Raw genomic sequence first — 17,766 nt, 5'->3', positions numbered from 1 at the left:
CCTGCCATAAAAACCAATGTTCTCTAGCTTATTATAGCTGAAACAAAAAATTATGAGTTCCAGAACCAATGTAGGTTAAATTTAAACCCTTTCTTTCGAATGGAATAAGTTATGAAAATTATAATATTTTTACATAAAATTAAAAAATAAAAATTTTAAGATAAAATTAGAATTATGTGAATAAAATCCCTGTGAACAAATAAGTTTACAAAGTTGAGACAACTTTAGAGCAATCTTTAGAGTGATTTTTAAATTTGAGATTGTTTGCATTGAGTAAGTGAGAAAAGATAAAGAAAACAGAAAAAGCTAGGAAATTTAAGAAAGTTTGGAATAATGGAGAAGTTTGGAATAATGGAGAAGTTAGGGAAAAAAACACAAAGAGAAAAGTAAAAACAAAAAGTAGACCCCTGTATTTCCACTGGAAAGTTTATATAACCCCCAGACCCCATGATTTCCATTAAAGAGATTCAAGATCCAAGGCAGTAAAATAAAATAAAATTTTATTTTGTTTATTGGTAAAATAATGTTGTTTGGTTATAGAATTAATACTATATATATGTTATTATTAAAAAAGTTAGTTTGTTTTTAGAGAAGCTTTTCTTAATAGTAAAAAATTTGATTTAATATTTTCATTGAATATTTTTATTTTGAGTTTTTATTGATACTCAATCTATCAGAAAAAGTATGATTTTCAAAAAATTGAGAAATCTAAATTACATGTTCTGAGAAATTTACATTTTCTGAACCTATAAAAATCTCTCCAGTCGAAATATAGGGGTCTCCCTCTAAAGCAGACATTAATGCAATTATGATACCTTAACATACAGTCCTTTTTTTAGATCTTGTATACTTCCTCACCCTATTACTGCTCACATAACTTTTTTGTGGAACTTTTTTAACTTTCTAATACTTTTAATCACTTGCCGAAAGTTAGTCTCTTCTGATGTGCATTAGGAGATTCTGATGCATCGTTAGGAGAGTTACTTGCTAATTTAGAGTTATATTCCATAAGTATTTTAAATAAAATTGGTTTTACTTTATCCACATGAATGAGCAGGGTCTTTCTGAGAAAGAGATATTTTCCTATCTGGAAGATGTAAAGTCAGAGGATACGGATTACTATAGGGTTTTAAGTTCGATGTGCACTCACCCGCATAGAATCGCGGTTGAGGCTCACAGGTTATTTATTGAGGCTAACCTGGGCGATCTGGGACTTTTTGCAGGTGCCCACAGACTGGAAAAAGAAGTTATCAGGATGCTGGGAGAACTTCTTCATGCTCAGTCTGTTGAAATTCCTTCCGGAGAGGCATGTGAGAGTTCGGTTTGCGGTTATCTTACAACAGGAGGCACAGAATCTAATATTCAGGCTATCAGGGGCATGAAAAACCTCGTAACTGAAGACGGGAAAAAGTCAGGTGAGATCCTCAATATAGTTGTTCCCGAGTCAGCTCACTTCTCATTTGATAAGGTTGCCAATATGATGGGTATTGAGGTTAAAAGAGCTTCTCTGGATCCTGAATTCAGAGTGGATATTGCATCTGCGGAAAGCCTGATAGATGCAAACACTATTGGACTTGTAGGGATAGCAGGAAACACGGAATTCGGCCAGGTAGATCCGATTGAGGAACTTTCAAAACTTGCTCTTGAGAATGAGCTTTTCCTTCATGTTGATGCGGCTTTCGGAGGGTTTGTGATTCCATTCCTTGAAAAGCCATATTCTTTCGATTTCAAAGTTCCAGGCGTTACCTCCATTGCAATAGATCCCCATAAAATGGGGCTTTCCACAATTCCCTCAGGTGCCCTATTATTCAGATCTCCTTTTTTTATGGACTCTCTTAAGGTGAATACTCCATATCTTACAACAAAGTCTCAGTTCACTCTCACAGGCACCCGCAGTGGAGCTTCAGCCGCTGCCACTTATGCCGTTATGAAATATCTTGGACGTGAAGGATATAGAAAAAATGTACAGTACTGCATGCAGCTTACTACAAAACTGGTCAAAGAGGCTCGAAAATTTGGCTTTGAACCTCTGATCGAGCCTGTAATGAACGTGGTCGACCTGAGAGTTCCGAACCCTGATATTGTGCGGGAGCAGCTCCTTAAGAAATTTGGTTGGAACGTCTCAATTACCCGCAACCCAAGATCTCTTCGTCTGGTCCTAATGCCTCACAATACAGCCCGTGATATAGAAGAATTCCTACAAGATCTGAGAAAAGTAACAACAGAACTTTAATCAACAGCAGAACTTTAATTAACAATAGAACTTTAATTAACAGCAGAACTTTAATTAACAGCAGAATTTTAATTAACAGCAGAACTTTAATTAACAGCAGAGCTTTAAATTTTACTTCTTTCTTATTCCCATAATTTCTTCGGTTTTCGCTTAATTGTTTAAGGCTTAATTGTTTAAGTTTACATCATATATTAATCGTAACTAATCACGTACAAACAGATATGTATAATTATTGCCAAATAATAAATGAGGTCAGTTATCTTTATAAAGAAAAATTTATAAGGCAACTTGATCAGGTAAACTTTACAAGACGACTTTATGAGGGAAAGGTAATTAGAAGAGTTTATGAGTAGAGTTAAGGGAACTTACGTGCAGCTCCAGTGGGATTTATAATGGAACTACCTACAAATTTCGACTCCTGATGAGCTGTGTTATTCGTGACAGACTGGACCTAATATTTTAAGTTCAGATTCTTTACCTAATTTAGCGTTAGTTCATATTCAACGTTTAGTCATCTCCTTTATAATATAAAAATGAAAATGGGGGTATTTATTTTATGAAATCGTCATTAAAAATCGGAAGTGTTATGGGTATACCTATCAGGCTGCACATAACTTTTCTTCTCATATTACCCATATTTGCTTATGTGTTTGCGATCAACCCGCAGCCTTTCGGTTTTGAGGGAGTTGAGCCGTCTATCACAAGATATTCTCTTTCAGTCCTGACCGCCATCCTGCTTTTTGCTTCGATCCTTGTACACGAACTTGCACATTCATATCTGGCAATGCGTTACGGGGTCAAAATTGAGAATATCACCCTCTTCCTTTTTGGAGGAGTATCGGCTATGGAAAAGATACCCAGAAAACCTGAACAGGAAGCAAAAATGGCTTCTGCAGGACCCCTTACAAGCCTTGTAATAGGCTTGGTCTGTCTTTTAATATACGGAAATTTTATTTCCCCTAGCCCTGTGCTTTCTCAAAATCCGGTATACCTTGTTATCTGGATTCTTGGGATTATGAACCTTATACTCGGGATCTTCAACCTGCTGCCTGCTTTTCCAATGGATGGGGGTAGAGTACTTCGCTCTTTCTACGCGAGAAGAATGTCTTATGTGAAAGCTACCCAGAGTGCAGCAGCCGTGGGGAAATTTTTTGCCGTTCTTATGGCAATTTTCGGAATTCTTATAGGCAATCCCTGGTTCCCTTTGATTGCGCTCTTTATTTACGTCGGCGCGTCTGAAGAGGAACGCTCTACTCGGGCTGAGGTAACCCTCGAAAATATTAGGATCAGGGATATTATGACCAGGAATGTAGTTTCAGTAAGTCCTTCCATGAGTGTGGACGACCTGGTTAAATTCATGTTTGAGAAGAAACATATGGGCTATCCTGTGATGGAAGGAGACTTCCTGAAAGGAATTGTAACGTTTACAGACATCCAGCGTATTCCTTCTGTTGACCGCCCGGCGGCCAAGGTCTCGGATATTATGACCAGAGATGTTATCTCAGTATCTCCGGATGCGCAAGCCAGTGATGTCCTGAAACTTGTATCATCTAAAAATATCGGAAGAGTTCTAGTTATTGATAATGGATCGATCGTAGGAATACTCTCAAGAACGGATCTTGTACGGACTCTGAAACTGAGGTCAGAGTAATTTTTAAACACTCTAGATTAGGTAGATTTTCGAACAAGAGGATTCTTAAGCAGAATTTATCAAGAGGAATTGTCAAAAGAAGTTTTATCAGGAAGTTAATCAAAAGGGACTTGTCAAAACAAGTTTTTATCAAAAGATATTTTTATCAAAAGATCATACTCTATTAAATTTTTAATGATCCATACTTTCCCAAAATTATATAAGAATATATTAGATAAGTTTATTAGATAAGTTCATAATTAATTATATCTAATGAATATTATAAAAATAGAGGTAAAATCTGAAAGCAGCAAAATATAAATCTCTGGCAGATAATTACCACCAGTTAATTATCTGCTTATAGCTAAGTTTTTTATAGCTTGGTTATTTTATGTGAAGAATTTAATTACTCATGCGATTAACTGCAGTCCTTCAAGGGATATGCTTTTACGCATCATCTTAACGCGTTGCAGCAGAGAGACTAACAATGAGCAAACCTGAAATTACAGATTCTCAGGACAAGGACCCTGACTACAATTTTCATAGTTCATCTCAGGAGTCAATATATTCTATGGACAAACTTGTGACCGAATCCGCAGAAAACTTCACTTCTGTTGGAAAGTCTAAAATTCCGGGTTCTTCAATTAACATGCCGCAGGAAGAAAAAACTTCTGTGCCAGCATCCAAAATAGAACCTGACGAACTTGAAACAAAACTTGAAACAAAGCTTGAAACAAAGCTTGACATCAGTTCCGAAATTATTGCAGAATCTATTCCTGATTCGGCTTCCGAAGTTTCAATTCCTTCATCTTCCCAATTCTCTGATGCACATCAGGCTGAGTATCAGCCATCAAAAATTGTGCTTATAGGAACCGCCCATGTCTCTGAAAAGAGTGTTGCTGAGGTCAAGGCCGCTATAAGGGATCTAAAACCGGATATCGTAGCTGTCGAGCTTTGCAGGGGACGTTATGATTCCCTGAAGGGTAATGTGCAGGAAAAACAGGTTCCTATTAAGGACATTCTTTCTGAAGGTAAGGTTAACTATTACGTTATTCACTGGCTGCTTGCCTATGTGCAGAAAAAAATCGGTGATGATATGGGTGTAAGACCCGGAGCCGAGATGCTTTCCGCAATCGAGGAAGCCGAGTCTATAGGAGCTAAAGTTGCCCTAATTGACCGTGATATCCAGGTGACCCTTCAGCGTTTCTGGGGAAAAATGAAGTTCCTGGAAAAAGTCAAAATGATTGGCTCCCTGTTAGGTGGCCTAATAGGAATAGGAAAAGGAACCGAAATAGATATTGATAAAATTACAGAAACCGATGTTGTAACTGGTCTCGTAAATGAACTCAGAGATTTTGCCCCGACTGCAGCAGAGGTTCTCATTGATGAAAGGGATGCATATCTAGCAGGAAGCATCCTCAATGTCGCGGCAGGTGGAAACAAAACTGTTGTCGTGGTAATTGGAGCCGGACATAAACCGGGAGTAACTAAGTACCTGAAAAATCCGAAAAGCGTTCCTTCTCTGAGTAATCTTATGCAGGTTCCAAAGAAACGTATAGGTCTTGGAAAGATTGTTGGCTTTGCTTTTGTCGCCGTTATAGTTGGATTCTTTTTAATACTGCTGCTTTCTGGCGTTCCGCTGAAACTCCTTTTAATAGCCTTTGGATGGTGGTTTATTATTACAGGAACCCTCAGTGCAATCGGTACTTTACTTGCAGGCGGCCATCCTTACTCAGTTCTGACTGCCTTTTCGGTTGCCTGGCTAACTACTTTGCACCCTCTTATTGCCGCAGGCTGGTTTGCTGGTCTTGTAGAAGCGAAACAGCGAAACCCTACTACTGCGGACATAAAAGCCCTGGCAGGAGTAGAAACTTTCAGGGAAATGTTCAAAAATAAGTTCATGCGAGTCCTCCTTGTCGCAAGCTTTGCAAACATAGGAAGTATGACAGGGACTTTCGTTGCAGCTTATGTCATGCTGCATGTAACTGGCATTGATCCGAGAGATGTTCTACTTTCTGGGTTCAATGCACTCGGACTCTAAAGTCTTTGATATCCCTTAATATACTGGTGTTCTGGAACCCTGGTTCCTGAATATTCTTCTTTTTTCTTATATCCCTGGAATCTTCCTCTCATACTTCTTGGAATCTTCTTTTTTCTTATATCCCTGGAATCTTCCTCTCATACTTCTTGGAATCTTCTTTTTTCTTATATCCCTGGAATCTTCCTCTCATACTTCTTGGAATCTTCTTCTTCCTCTCATACTTTTTAAAATCGTTTTTCAGGGTCCTTCCAAAGCAGTATTAAAACTAAGGGTATACAATGCTTATTTTGGATAATAGGTATGCATCTAGAGTTTTCCCAATTAAGGTAAACTCTAAAAATCAATTTTTTAGATAAATAATCTATAATACTCTCTTAAATCAAGAAAAGAGCGAGATAAATACTTTATTCGTTTACAATTTATGTTTATTTATAAATAAGGCATCTGATATCCTTTTCATCCATATCAAATTCAATGTTAAAAGTGAGGACAAATCAACGTTTAATTTAACAATTAAAGTACTTAAGTCATTTGAACAGCAAATAGATCATTTAATGAATATACCTTAACTGGAGGAGGGCTAACACTATATTATATTTGGCAAATAAGGTTTAATATCCCTTGAAATACTAATCATTTTTCAAGGGGTCTATTATATAGTGAGCCTCTCCAAAAAGTCACCTTACTCTTAATTGTTGGAAATTCTCAGAATTGTTTTCATGATCATGAGCTTGATTGATTATTCAAAATACAGGGCCCAAGAAGCAAATTTCAAGTTTTAGGATGAATTCGGTATTAAAAATTAGCCAGAATAGTCAACTTTTAATTTTTCTTTACATTAGACCGACATTATATGATTATCATTACATAAGGGCTAAAAACGAGAATAAAAAAGAATAGAGAAGAAAGTAAAAAAGGAAAAGGCTTTAGAGCTCAGAAGAGTTCGTGAAGTTTAAACTGATATTTGCCCAGTTTTCCGCCGTAGTTTCCTGCTGAGATCTTCTTAACGCCCGGAACAGTTACAGCGGCTTTAATTCCTGCTTTCATGGCAGCTTTTATGCTTTCTTCATCAAGCCCGTTGATAACAATTTCATAAACAGCATTGACATCTGCCGGGATTTCAGTATTTTCAATCTTATCCTTTATGGAAGGACAGAATCTTTCGTTAGCAGTAGCTTTCAGGAACTTGTATTTGTTTGCTCCGGATTTAGATCCGCTGGCTACAATACCGCCAGGGAAGGGGGTAATTGTACCTTCAAGCTCTGCAATGGTATCAACAGCAGCTTCGGCCGCAGTCAGGGCGGTCATCTGGGAGTCTCCGAAGATGAAGAAGTTTCCGCCTGCAATTCCAGCTATGGCTCCTATATTTTCTTCGGCCAGGAAGTCTCCTTCCATAATTGGTACCTTATATACTTTGCGGCCTGCAATCTGGGTTTCGGATTCCATGCCGTCTGCGAAGAACTTGAGTTTAAAACCTACATTAAATTGTTTTTCGGCTTCAGGAAGTCCATTGAAGACTGCAGTTGTAGGGGCTGTAAGTACACACTGTCCAATTCTTTCAAGGAGCTGTTCTTCAAGAGCTTCGTATTTGAAAGTGCATATCTGGACATAAACTCCAGGTCTGCCATCAGGAGTCTCGCTGGGGCTTGCTAACCTCTCAATTCCGGCTTCGGCAGGACACATTATAACGGATGTTGCAAAGCCTGTAGCTTCAGTAGCTGCCACAAGGGCCCAGCGCTTAGTAGCAGCTGTTATGAGTACCCGTGCAATCTTGATCGGAAACGCTTCTGCATATGTATCTTCGATTTCTACTCCGTTGATTTCCATAAAAATCTCCCATTTGATTAATTACTGCTATCTTGAAACTAGTTCGCGAATTGTCAGGTTTGGTTTCCCTGTCTTCTCGTCTTCTATAAGATTTTAGAACTTTTCAGATATCTTACAGAATGACCAAGAATATAGTATTTACTCAAGGGTTACTCAAAGAATTTTAGAGTAGTGCTCAGAGTGTTATCTAAAGAATATTTAATGTATACTTCAAGTGTACTCGCAGTATTACCTGAAGTACACTTAGCTTATTGCTCAAAGTATACTTAAACTGTACTAAGAGTGTACTCAAGTATATTCAGAGTGTCACTTTACCTTAGATCTAGCCTCAGATACAGATTTAAAGTTTTGTGCTACTTTTCTTTTCTTTTCTTTTCTTTTCTTTTGCTTTATTAATGGAACTAATAATGTAATTATAATATTTATATCAAATATATAATTTTTCAGGGAAAGGTGAAGAAACGAAAGTGAATTCAAAAATGAACAATTTGATAAAATAATTTACTTTAAAAATCCAAAAACATTTCTCAATATTGCTTCAACAATGTCAAAAAGTAAAAGGAACTAAATGTAAGAACGGATTAAAAGTAAAAACAAACGAAAGAATAAATGAATGAAGGTAAGAACAGATTAAAAGTAAAAACAAACGAAAGAATAAATGAATAAAGGTAAGAACAGATTGAAAGTAAAAACAAACGAAAGAGTAAATGAATAAAGGTAATAGTCCCCTCTTAATTTCTTCATTCAGAGAAGGCTTGCAATTCCTTCCTTTCATTAATACCGTAATTTACAGTTACCCCTACTAAAAGTACAGCTAAAGAACAGTATTTTTGGACAGAACTCCTTGTATATCTGTGTAAATTCTCCATAGAGTATGCTTTCTTCGCTAGTTTGAATGCATCTTCTATGATTGACCTTACAGATCTGAGTTCTTTCCATTTGCTTATTAACTCTTTAAACTTTGCAATTATTTCTTTGTAGAATTTAATTTCTTTTTCAGTATTTCTTCTTAAATCAAATATTTTCAGAGGATAATCTAAACATATTGAAAAGTTTCTTAAAATTACAGTTTTTCCTTGGAAAAATTAAAGGTACTACCTTAAAATTTCTTACAGATATAACGTAGTTTTCCTTACAGATATAACGTAGTTTTCATAGGAATAGTATCCTCTATCAGCATAGATAACGTCACCTGCTTTTATTATTCTCTTTCTTTTAAGTTCTTTAAGTATTTCAGGATAAATTTTAGGTTCTGCTACATTTGCTTCATTAATCAGAAACGCTAAAGGTTTTAATGTTTGAGAATCAAGTGCAAGAGTAAGTTTCATACCAATGAAGAAACCTCTATGGGTTGAATGTCCCCACTTGTATTCTTTGTTTTTTAGGCTTTCTTTGGTAATCTTTTTAGCGTGCCAGTTCAGGTTAAGGTTTATGTCAGTACTATCAATAATAATGTCTCTTGATCCATTTTTTCTCTTAGGGCATAAATCATTCAATATTTCAAAAACAAAAGCAGTAAACTCTTGGGGTTCATACTCACTAAGAATGCCATAAACTTCCTTTTCAGTTGTACTAAACTGATTTTTAAAAAGTTTCTCAAGACTTCTCTTTCTTTTAATTCCTTTATAGCATAAGAGATTTCACAAGAAAAAAACATGCTTAGAAGAACAATTTTTATAGTAGGTACTGATCTGTGGAGGGGCACAATGCCCCTCCTTGTAAGAGTTTGCTTACAGAATCTCAAATCAAAAACATTTAATATTTCGGACAACAATTGCCATTTGAAATCTTCATTTAGTGGTATAAGTGGAGGTTTCGTAATAATCACCAGAAAAGGATTGAAAATCCTTCTCAATAAAATTTACGATTTTTTATGACATTAATTAAAATTCAGACGAAAAATTGAATGTACTTTTTTGAGGGGGACTACTAATAACCTTAATTAATGGAACAAATAAGTAATAACCTCTAGTTTGAGAGTGAGTTTAAGAGGACCCTATAAAGGTAAGGATAGATTAAAAATAAAAACTTATTAAAGATAGAAACCAATCAATTCTTTTAGATTATCTTATCTGCTCTCAAAATAGTCCTAATTAGGAGATCGCCAGTAGAAGTATCAAGGGTTATTGTACGTCCGTAATTTTTGCCTGTATCTTCGGATATAATTGGTATTTCAAACTTTTCCAGAGTGTTTTTGGCATATTTTATATTTCTTTCACCTATGTTCAGGTTCCGATTTTCAAACATATGCGCTCCACCTACGAGTTTTGCTTCGAATCTTTTTCTGGGTGAACCTTCTCTTAGTATCTCGGTTGCAAGATGCTCTATACCGGAATCTGTATATTTAAAAGGTTTGTCTTTTATCCTTGCATCACTTATACTCGGAAGCATCGTATGGACAAGGCCCCCTATTCTCTCCTGCCTATCATAAAGTGTTATAACTACACATGAGCCCAATCCGAAGGTTTTAATTTTAACCGGACTCCTGGCCAATGCACAGGCTCCTATTCCCACTATGATTACGCCTGAGTTGGTAATCTTGAAGAATTCTCCTGGTTCAGAAATTTCTCTGTTTTGGAATTTATTAGAAATTATTTAGAAACTGCTTAGAAATTGTTTAGGAACTATTTAATATAATTTATAATTTCTTTCAGAAGTTTATTCAGGAAATGTGTATAATTTATTTAGAATTGTTGTATCCTGAAATGATTTCACAGATTAAAAATTATGTGAAAATTTAATAGAAGAGATAACAGCAGGTAATGTATAAGTTAAATGTCAAGCTTGTCCCAAAACCAACATTGTTCTAGAATTATTATAATATTCAGAACAATTTTCCATGATCCAGAACTAGGTCTATTATTCGAAGTAATTCAAAGTATGAGAATTAGAGAAGCAATTTCGAGTTTTGGGGTCTGCTCGTTGAGTAATTCCAACTCATTTTAGTAAAGGAAAACGATCATGTAAAATGAAACAAATTCGAAGTTGAAGTGAAATAGTTAGGCTACCTTATAAGTGGTATAATCTTTACGGGGAAATTAAAAAAGTTATACAAAAATTATATAATAATTATATAAAAATTAAAAAAGCTATACAAAAGTTATATAATAATTATATAAAAATTAAAAAAGCTATACAAAAGTTATATAATAATTATATAAAAGGTATATCATTGTGGGACGAAACATAGTTTATAGAGAGTAGTTGCAGAATTCTCTGTTCCGACATTTTCAAACTCTTTTTGGGCTCCATATTCATATTCGCTTAAATTTATCAGGTTCTTGACCTCTTCAATAAATGTCCCTTTAGATTTCCTTTATGTACAGGCGCTCTCTTGTATTGTAAGGCCTAAAAAAACTTGATGCAGTCCCAAGCAGTGTTTCGGACTTTCCTATTATAAAAAATCCTCCTTTTTCGAGATTTTTGCAGAAGTTAAGCTGTAATTGCTCCTGAATTTCCTTTTTAAAATATATCATTACATTTCGGCAGAAAATAAGATCAAAATGATCGATTCTGGGATCTGAAATCAAATCGTGATTTTTAAATTGCGTTATACTCTTAAACTCGTCTATTACCTGATAATTATCTCCCTGTTTGAAGAAATAACGTTCTTTTGTGACTGAATCAAGGTTTTTAAGTGAATTTTGATTATAAACGCCCTTTTTGGCTTTTTCCAGACTTTGAATATCAATATCTGTACCTATAATTCTTATTCTATACTTTTTAAAATCGTTTTTCAGGGTCCTGTGCAGCAGGATAGCAAGGGAATAGGCCTCCTCTCCTGCCGCACAACCAGCACTCCAGATGCGAATTGATCGGAGAAATAGTCCTGATCTGTTTTTAACAAGAGAAGGAATAACTTCTTTTTCAATTATTCTGAAGGTTTCGGGATTTCGGAAAAACTCACTGACATTTATAGTAAGGGTGTTAAGAAGAAATTCGTACTCTTGCGGATCTTTCTTCAAAAGTTTCAGATACGCTCCATAACTCTCAGAATTGGTGGCTCGAACGCGCACATTAATTCTACGCCTGAAATGAGCTTCCTTATAATATTCACAGTTAAAGCCGGTGTTTCCACTAATATGTCTCTTTAACAGTTCAAAGCCTGGATCTTTTTCCAGATTTTGACATGTCTTTATCTCTCTATTTTTCTCTTTACTTTTCTCTTTATTTATTTCACTATCATTTGCCTTTCTAACTGGACCGTTACCCATTTCTTCACCGGCAGTATTTTTATCCAGGCTTTTTTATCCTATTAAAGTTTCTTATGTATTTTAAATCAGGGAGTTGACATCGATAATTAAAATAATGCTTCCATCGCCCAAAATTGTAGCTCCCGCAAACCCTCTGGTATCATCAAGAAGCTTGCTTTTGAAGCTTTTTACTATCACTTCTTGTTTTCCAAGTAGCTCGTCCACGATTATCCCAGTATATTGCCCGTGTTTTTCAACCAGAACTACGAAAATATTGTTCTCGTCGTCATCATCAGGTAGCTGAAACTGCCTTTTCAATCTAAAAAGTGGAAGAATTTTATTGTCTATTAAAATGACTTCCTGTCCTTTGATATGCTTGATTTCCTGCGAGCTAACTTCAATGTTTTTCACTATGCTTGTGAAGGGAATTGCGTATTTTTCTTTTCCAACTCTTAACAGCATGGCCTGATAAACTGCAACGGTTAAAGGCAGTTTTAATTCGAAACTGGAACCAAGTCCAGGCTTTGACTCAACTTTTACGGACCCTCCAAGGCGCTCAACTCTGTTTTTTACAACATCCATTCCTATTCCCCTTCCGGAGATATCGGTAACATTGTCAGAGGTACTGAGACCTGGAGTAAAGATCAGCTGCATTGCTTCCTCTTCCTGAAGTTGCTCCGCACTTTCTCTTGAGATAATTCCTTTCTTTAATGCGACTTTCCTGATTTCGTTAGTGTCTATTCCACATCCGTCATCTTCTATTCTAATAAGGACAAAATTTTCCTGTCTTGAAGCTGTAATCAGTACAGTGCCATTCTCTTTTTTCCTAAGTTCCACACGCTTCTCTGGAATTTCGATTCCGTGATCTACTGCATTTCTTAACAGGTGCACCAGGGAATCCCCGATTTCTTCGAGAATAGTTCTATCGAGCTTGATTTCTTTCCCTTTGATTATAAAATCGATTTTTTTGTTTTGTACGCGTGCAAGATCTCTGATCATTCTGGGATAGATGTAGGTAATATGGTCCAGAGGTACCATTCTTGCCTCGATCACTTCTTCTTGCAGTTCTCTTGTTAGTTTATGAAAATCTGAAAGTGCAGCTTCAAGCTCCTTGGATTTCAGGTCGCGTGTAAGCTCGTTTATTCTACTCCGGTTAATTACGAGCTCGCCTACGAGATTCATCAATTTATCTAGCTGCTTGGTACTAATTCTTGGGTTTTGAACAATTTTCACTTTAGGACTCGATTTTGGATAAGCTGGGGCTTTTTCTGGTAGATAAATTTCTTTCGCGGCATTTTTTACTTTATTAGTTTCTTCAGTTTTTGAAACCTCGTTATCTCTATTGCATTTTTTTGCATTATCTTTTATTTTGCCGCTTTCTTCCCCACCTTCTTCACTTTTCTTCTCTGCAGACAGGGATTTATCTCCAGCTTTTTGAATGGAAGCTTTTTCAGGAGAATCGTTTACTTTCCTTAAGGTTTTTAACACTTCGTAAACATCAGGATGGTATTCGTATTTATTAACCGAATCTTTTTTTTCTTTTTCGGGCTTATTTCCCTCACTCCCACAGACATTTTCTACAAGTCCCTCAAGGGTATCCACGCATATCAGGAGAACATCAATCAAAGAAGAATTAAGTACAGTTTGCCGTGTGCGCAGCCCATCTATCAAGCTTTCCATTTCATGCGTTAACTCTACAATTTGTTTGAACCCCATAGTGGCAGCCATGCCTTTGAATGTATGAGCTGCGCGAAATAACGTATTCACTTGTTCCGTATTTTCAGGATCATTCTCAAGTACCAGCAGGGAATCGCTCAACTCTTTGATGTATTTCTCAGACTCTACCCTGAAAATGTCCATATATTTTGACATATCCATAATTTTCCCTGCCTTTCTGGAAGTTCACATTTTCATTTTTAGATGGGTTCTCAACACAGAATTCAGTTCGGGATTGAGTTCTAGATTCGGTTTCTTATTCAATTAGGTTTAATCCCTACGTCTGTTTTTATCCCAGCATTTGTTTAGTCCATATTTCTGTTTTAGTTCCAACATTTGTTTAGTCCGTACTTTTGTTTTAATCCCAATATTTATTTAGTCTGTACTGCTGTTTTAATTCTTACACCTGGTTCCATTCCAGCTTTCAATTTAATTACAACACTTCTAGTTTATGAAGGTTTAATGAAGGTTTAATGAAGGTTTAATGTAGGTTTAATGTAGGTTTATGGAGGTTTAATGATGGTTTAGTGGTATCTCAATCTTTTATTCAATATAGAGGTCCCGTACGAAGAGTTAATCTTTAACCTTAAAAATCAGACTGCTTTTTATTTTGAAAAGTTAGCTTATTATTTTTACAATTTCTTCAGCCATTTTATCCAGGGGAAGCACAAAATCCGCCAGTTTTCGCCTTACAACTTCTTTTGGCATCCCGTAAACCACACATGAACTCTGGGCCTCAGCAATTATTTTTCCTCCCATCTTTTTTACTTGTTCAGCTCCATCCGCTCCATCACAGTTCATTCCGGTCAGAACCAGGGAAACAATTTTGGAGCCGTAAATTGGGGCGATAGACCTGAAAAGAGCATTTACTGACGGTCTTGAACCCAGTTCTTTCGGGCTGCACGAAAGATGTGCAACCTCTTCTTTACGACCTTTTACAGTCTTCTGTACGATTTCCATATGATGGTTTCCGGGAGCTATAAGCACGGTTCCTTCCTCTATTATGTCTCCTTCTTCTGCTTCTTTTACCCTGAGAGCCGTTTTTGAATCAAGCCTTTTAGAAAAAGACGCCGTAAAACCTGCGGGCATGTGCTGTACTATCAGGACTGCGGCAGGGATGTCGGCAGGAAAAGAACCTATAAGCTTCTCAAGGGCTCTTGGCCCTCCAGTGGATGCGCCTATTGCAAGAACATTTCGCACGAAAGACGTTGTTTCTTTCCGGGACCGATGCTTTTCTATTTTTTCTCTTTTATTTATGTCCGTTTCTTCCAATTCTCGATTTCGCATGCATTCCAGATTTTCAAGATTGGCTTTTGTAGCTGCACGGGTTTTTCTGCAAATTTCTTCTGCCATATCTGGCATGTTCTGACTAAGAATCCCTTCTGGCCTCTGGATTACATCCACTGCTCCATATTCAAAGGCCGTAAGTGTAATTTCCTCAGCTCTTTCTCCAAAGGCTGAAATCATCACAACTGGAGTCGGACACTCCTTCACAATCCAAGCAAGAGTCTTAAGGCCGTCAAAAACGGGCATAATATTGTCTAGAAGAACGACATCAGGCCTTAATTTTTTAATTTTCTCAAGACCGTCCTTTCCATTGAATGCCGTCCCTATGATTCTGAGATTTGGGTCTTGACTGAGAATATCGGAAAGGAGTTTGCGAATTAAAGCAGAATCATCGACTATGAGTGCACGGATAGTCATCTCAAGCACTTTTCTTTAAATATCATATTTATTTTACTAGTTTTATCTAATACTCTTTATTTAACAATATTAACAATAGTCTGATTTGACATAGTTTAATTTATATAGATTCAGTTAAGTTAATCAGTTTAATGTAGCCTCAGTTAAGTTAGTCCAATTTTATGTAACTTCAGTTGTTTTATTCAATATACTTTAATTGCTTTATTTAATGCAGCTCAGTTAGTGCAATTTGATTTTAATAGTAGCCTGATTTACAATCAGACTCAACTCGGATCTAATTCGGTTCAGCAATTTTTCTTATTACATCAAGCATTCCATCAGGCTCAAAAGGTTTTACTATAAAGCCCATAGCTCCTATCTTCATTGATTCGGTTATGAGGGCCTGTTGACCAATGGAGGAGCACATTACGATTTTTGCCTCAGGGTCCATAGTAAGAAGTTTTTGCAATGCTTCTTTTCCATCCATATCTGGCATAATTATATCCATTAACACAATATCGGGCTTTACTTCGAAATAAATCTGAATTGCATCTTCCCCATCATTGACCTCAGCAACAACTTCATGTCCGTGCATCAGAAGAATATCTCTAATAATCATCCGCATAAATTCGGCATCGTCCACGATCATAATTCTGGCCATGCATTTCCCTTCTTCCGTTCTTGAACAAGCGACAATATCGGATGATATTTACACCTTTGTTTTTTGGAATGTTCTGATACTTTATTCCTAGCTTTGCCGAATCTCGTCTCTTGACTGTGTATTTTCTACAAACTCATGCCATGAATCAAAGGACCTACTTCAAAAATTACTCGAGGTTAACAAGTGTAACCAGCGCAGTTTATTTGTTAAGATATGTTCATCCCAATTGTGTAGAAAAATATATACGAAACCTGCTATATTAAATTTTTTAATTGTCTTTATAAAATTAGAAGACTGATATTTATTTAGATAATCTGGTTAATTGATATGTTAACACACTATTTACAAAAGTTACCGGTACTTTCTCAATCTTCAGCCGAGTTCCAATTTTGATCTTCAAATTTAAATAAGAAATTAATCATGTTACCTTTTATAAATAAAACGTTTCCCTGTTTGTGTTAAATTTAATTTGGGACTAACTCACACCTTTTCCTGATACAGTAATACCCAAAACAATACCTGAATTTAAATATATTATTTTTACCACTATTTATATATTAAAATTATGAATCTAAATCTAACAAATAAATTTATATTTTCTCAAACTTCATATATTATTGTAAATTGAAAATAACCTCGAGACAATTTGTAGGTCTAAGGTATACTTATTAAGATAGAATAATATTTTCATAACTTTATGTCCCTGGTTTTAGGGAGGATTAAGGTATGCCTGCTGAAGATACAAGGAAAGAGTTTCATTTCATATTTTCTTGTTTTAGACCTTACTTAGAAGATTCATTATTCACTAGAAAACTCAATTCATTAGAAAATTCGTTACTCAATGTTTCTTTGACAAAATCTCATTTATGAAGTTTTGTTTAAAAAATTTCGCTTACAAAAAACTCACTTACAAAAAACTCACTTACAAAAAACTCACTTACAAAAAGTCCAGCTTACAAAAAACTCACTTACAAAAAACTCACTTACAAAAAACTCACTTACAAAAAACTCACTTACAAAAAACTCACTTACAAAAAACTCACTTACAAAAAACTCACTTACAAAAAACTCACTTACAAAAAGTCCAGCTTACAAAAAACTCACTTACAAAAAACTCACTTACAAAAAGTCCAGCTTACAAAAAACTCACTTACAAAAAACTCACTTACAAAAAACTCACTTACAAAAAACTCACTTACAAAAAACTCACTTACAAAAAACTCACTTACAAAAAACTCACTTACAAAAAACTCACTTACAAAAAGTCCAGCTTACAAAATCTTCAAGCAACCCTCCTTAGGAGTAGATTTGAGTGACTGATATTCTTATTGTTGAAGATAACTTACTTAATCTGACTGTTGAAGCAGACTTACTTAAGTCCATTGGACATGAGCCAAAAAAAGCGAAAAATGGTTTTGAAGCTCTTGAAATTCTCAATGAAGCAAAAATTGACCTGATATTGCTTGATATGGAACTTCCGAAAATGCACGGTCTCGAATTACTACAAAAAATAAAACTTAACCCTGAAACTCGGAGTATAAAAGTAGTTGCAGTTACAGGTTACTCTGATCCTGAAAGTAAAGAAAAGTTCCTTAAGGCTGGGTGCTATGCTGTTCTTGCCAAACCTATAAACTTTGGCGACTTTGGCTCACAGGTTGAGTATTTTCTTACAATATCGGACTCTTAAAGATAACGTATACGATAATAATACGACAGTCATAATATATATGCGAAAATAAAAAGACTGTTGTCTAAAGGGCATACTCAGTAGACATCTAAAGA

General features: G+C 35.8%; 10 protein-coding genes and 3 pseudogenes. 6 read left to right on the top strand and 7 right to left on the bottom strand.

The features are described 5' to 3' along the window. Positions 1-1,045: 1,045 nt before the first annotated feature. The 3 genes from mfnA (at position 1,046) to MSBRW_RS20015 (ending at position 5,904) form a co-directional block, all read left to right on the top strand. Complete coding sequence (mfnA, locus tag MSBRW_RS20025) at positions 1,046-2,233, top strand: tyrosine decarboxylase MfnA (protein WP_011305998.1); 1,188 nt, start codon at positions 1,046-1,048, stop codon at positions 2,231-2,233. A gap of 556 nt (positions 2,234-2,789) precedes the next feature. Further along, on the top strand, positions 2,790-3,884 hold the full coding sequence (locus MSBRW_RS20020; protein WP_011305999.1) for a CBS domain-containing protein: 1,095 nt from the start codon (positions 2,790-2,792) through the stop codon (positions 3,882-3,884). A 466-nt stretch (positions 3,885-4,350) separates the two neighbouring features. Further along, positions 4,351-5,904 carry a TraB/GumN family protein gene (locus tag MSBRW_RS20015; RefSeq protein ID WP_011306000.1) on the top strand — a complete coding sequence of 518 codons (1,554 nt, stop codon included), beginning with the start codon at positions 4,351-4,353 and terminating at the stop codon, positions 5,902-5,904. Between the two features lie 933 nt (positions 5,905-6,837). On the opposite strand, the gene fhcD is transcribed toward MSBRW_RS20015, so the two are convergent. From fhcD to MSBRW_RS19970, 7 genes and pseudogenes are all read right to left on the bottom strand, one after another. Further along, positions 6,838-7,731 carry a formylmethanofuran--tetrahydromethanopterin N-formyltransferase gene (gene fhcD / locus MSBRW_RS20005; protein WP_011306001.1) on the bottom strand — a complete coding sequence of 298 codons (894 nt, stop codon included), beginning with the start codon at positions 7,729-7,731 and terminating at the stop codon, positions 6,838-6,840. Positions 7,732-8,471: 740 nt separating this feature from the next. Continuing rightward, positions 8,472-9,559 (bottom strand): annotated as a pseudogene (locus tag MSBRW_RS21585) (transposase). Between the two features lie 230 nt (positions 9,560-9,789). Next, positions 9,790-10,269, bottom strand: a complete 480-nt coding sequence (locus MSBRW_RS19990) for a chemotaxis protein CheD (protein WP_048102639.1) — start codon at positions 10,267-10,269, stop codon at positions 9,790-9,792. Between the two features lie 767 nt (positions 10,270-11,036). Continuing rightward, positions 11,037-11,945 carry a CheR family methyltransferase gene (locus MSBRW_RS19985; protein WP_011306003.1) on the bottom strand — a complete coding sequence of 303 codons (909 nt, stop codon included), beginning with the start codon at positions 11,943-11,945 and terminating at the stop codon, positions 11,037-11,039. Between the two features lie 60 nt (positions 11,946-12,005). Further along, positions 12,006-13,802 (bottom strand): chemotaxis protein CheA, encoded by a 1,797-nt coding sequence (locus MSBRW_RS19980; protein ID WP_011306004.1) that lies wholly within the window; start codon positions 13,800-13,802, stop codon positions 12,006-12,008. Positions 13,803-14,258: 456 nt separating this feature from the next. Continuing rightward, a complete protein-coding gene (locus MSBRW_RS19975; protein WP_048102640.1) occupies positions 14,259-15,344 on the bottom strand; it encodes a protein-glutamate methylesterase/protein-glutamine glutaminase in 1,086 nt (361 codons plus the stop codon). A gap of 274 nt (positions 15,345-15,618) precedes the next feature. Beyond that, positions 15,619-15,984 carry a response regulator gene (locus tag MSBRW_RS19970; RefSeq protein ID WP_011306006.1) on the bottom strand — a complete coding sequence of 122 codons (366 nt, stop codon included), beginning with the start codon at positions 15,982-15,984 and terminating at the stop codon, positions 15,619-15,621. 866 nt (positions 15,985-16,850) lie between these two features. Between MSBRW_RS19970 and MSBRW_RS24425 the strand changes: the two are divergent. From MSBRW_RS24425 to MSBRW_RS19960, 3 genes and pseudogenes are all read left to right on the top strand, one after another. After that, a pseudogene (locus tag MSBRW_RS24425) lies at positions 16,851-17,033 on the top strand (hypothetical protein); the annotation flags it as partial. 92 nt (positions 17,034-17,125) lie between these two features. Then, a pseudogene (locus MSBRW_RS24420) lies at positions 17,126-17,284 on the top strand (pentapeptide repeat-containing protein); the annotation flags it as partial. A 12-nt stretch (positions 17,285-17,296) separates the two neighbouring features. Next, positions 17,297-17,671 carry a response regulator gene (locus MSBRW_RS19960; protein WP_011306007.1) on the top strand — a complete coding sequence of 125 codons (375 nt, stop codon included), beginning with the start codon at positions 17,297-17,299 and terminating at the stop codon, positions 17,669-17,671. The last annotated feature ends 95 nt before the right edge of the window (positions 17,672-17,766 follow it).

Origin of the sequence: Methanosarcina barkeri str. Wiesmoor, assembly GCF_000969985.1 — an archaeon.
Taxonomy (GTDB): domain Archaea; phylum Halobacteriota; class Methanosarcinia; order Methanosarcinales; family Methanosarcinaceae; genus Methanosarcina; species Methanosarcina barkeri_B.
Note: the sequence above shows the minus strand (reverse complement) of the source record. Positions and strands in the feature narration are given on the sequence as shown.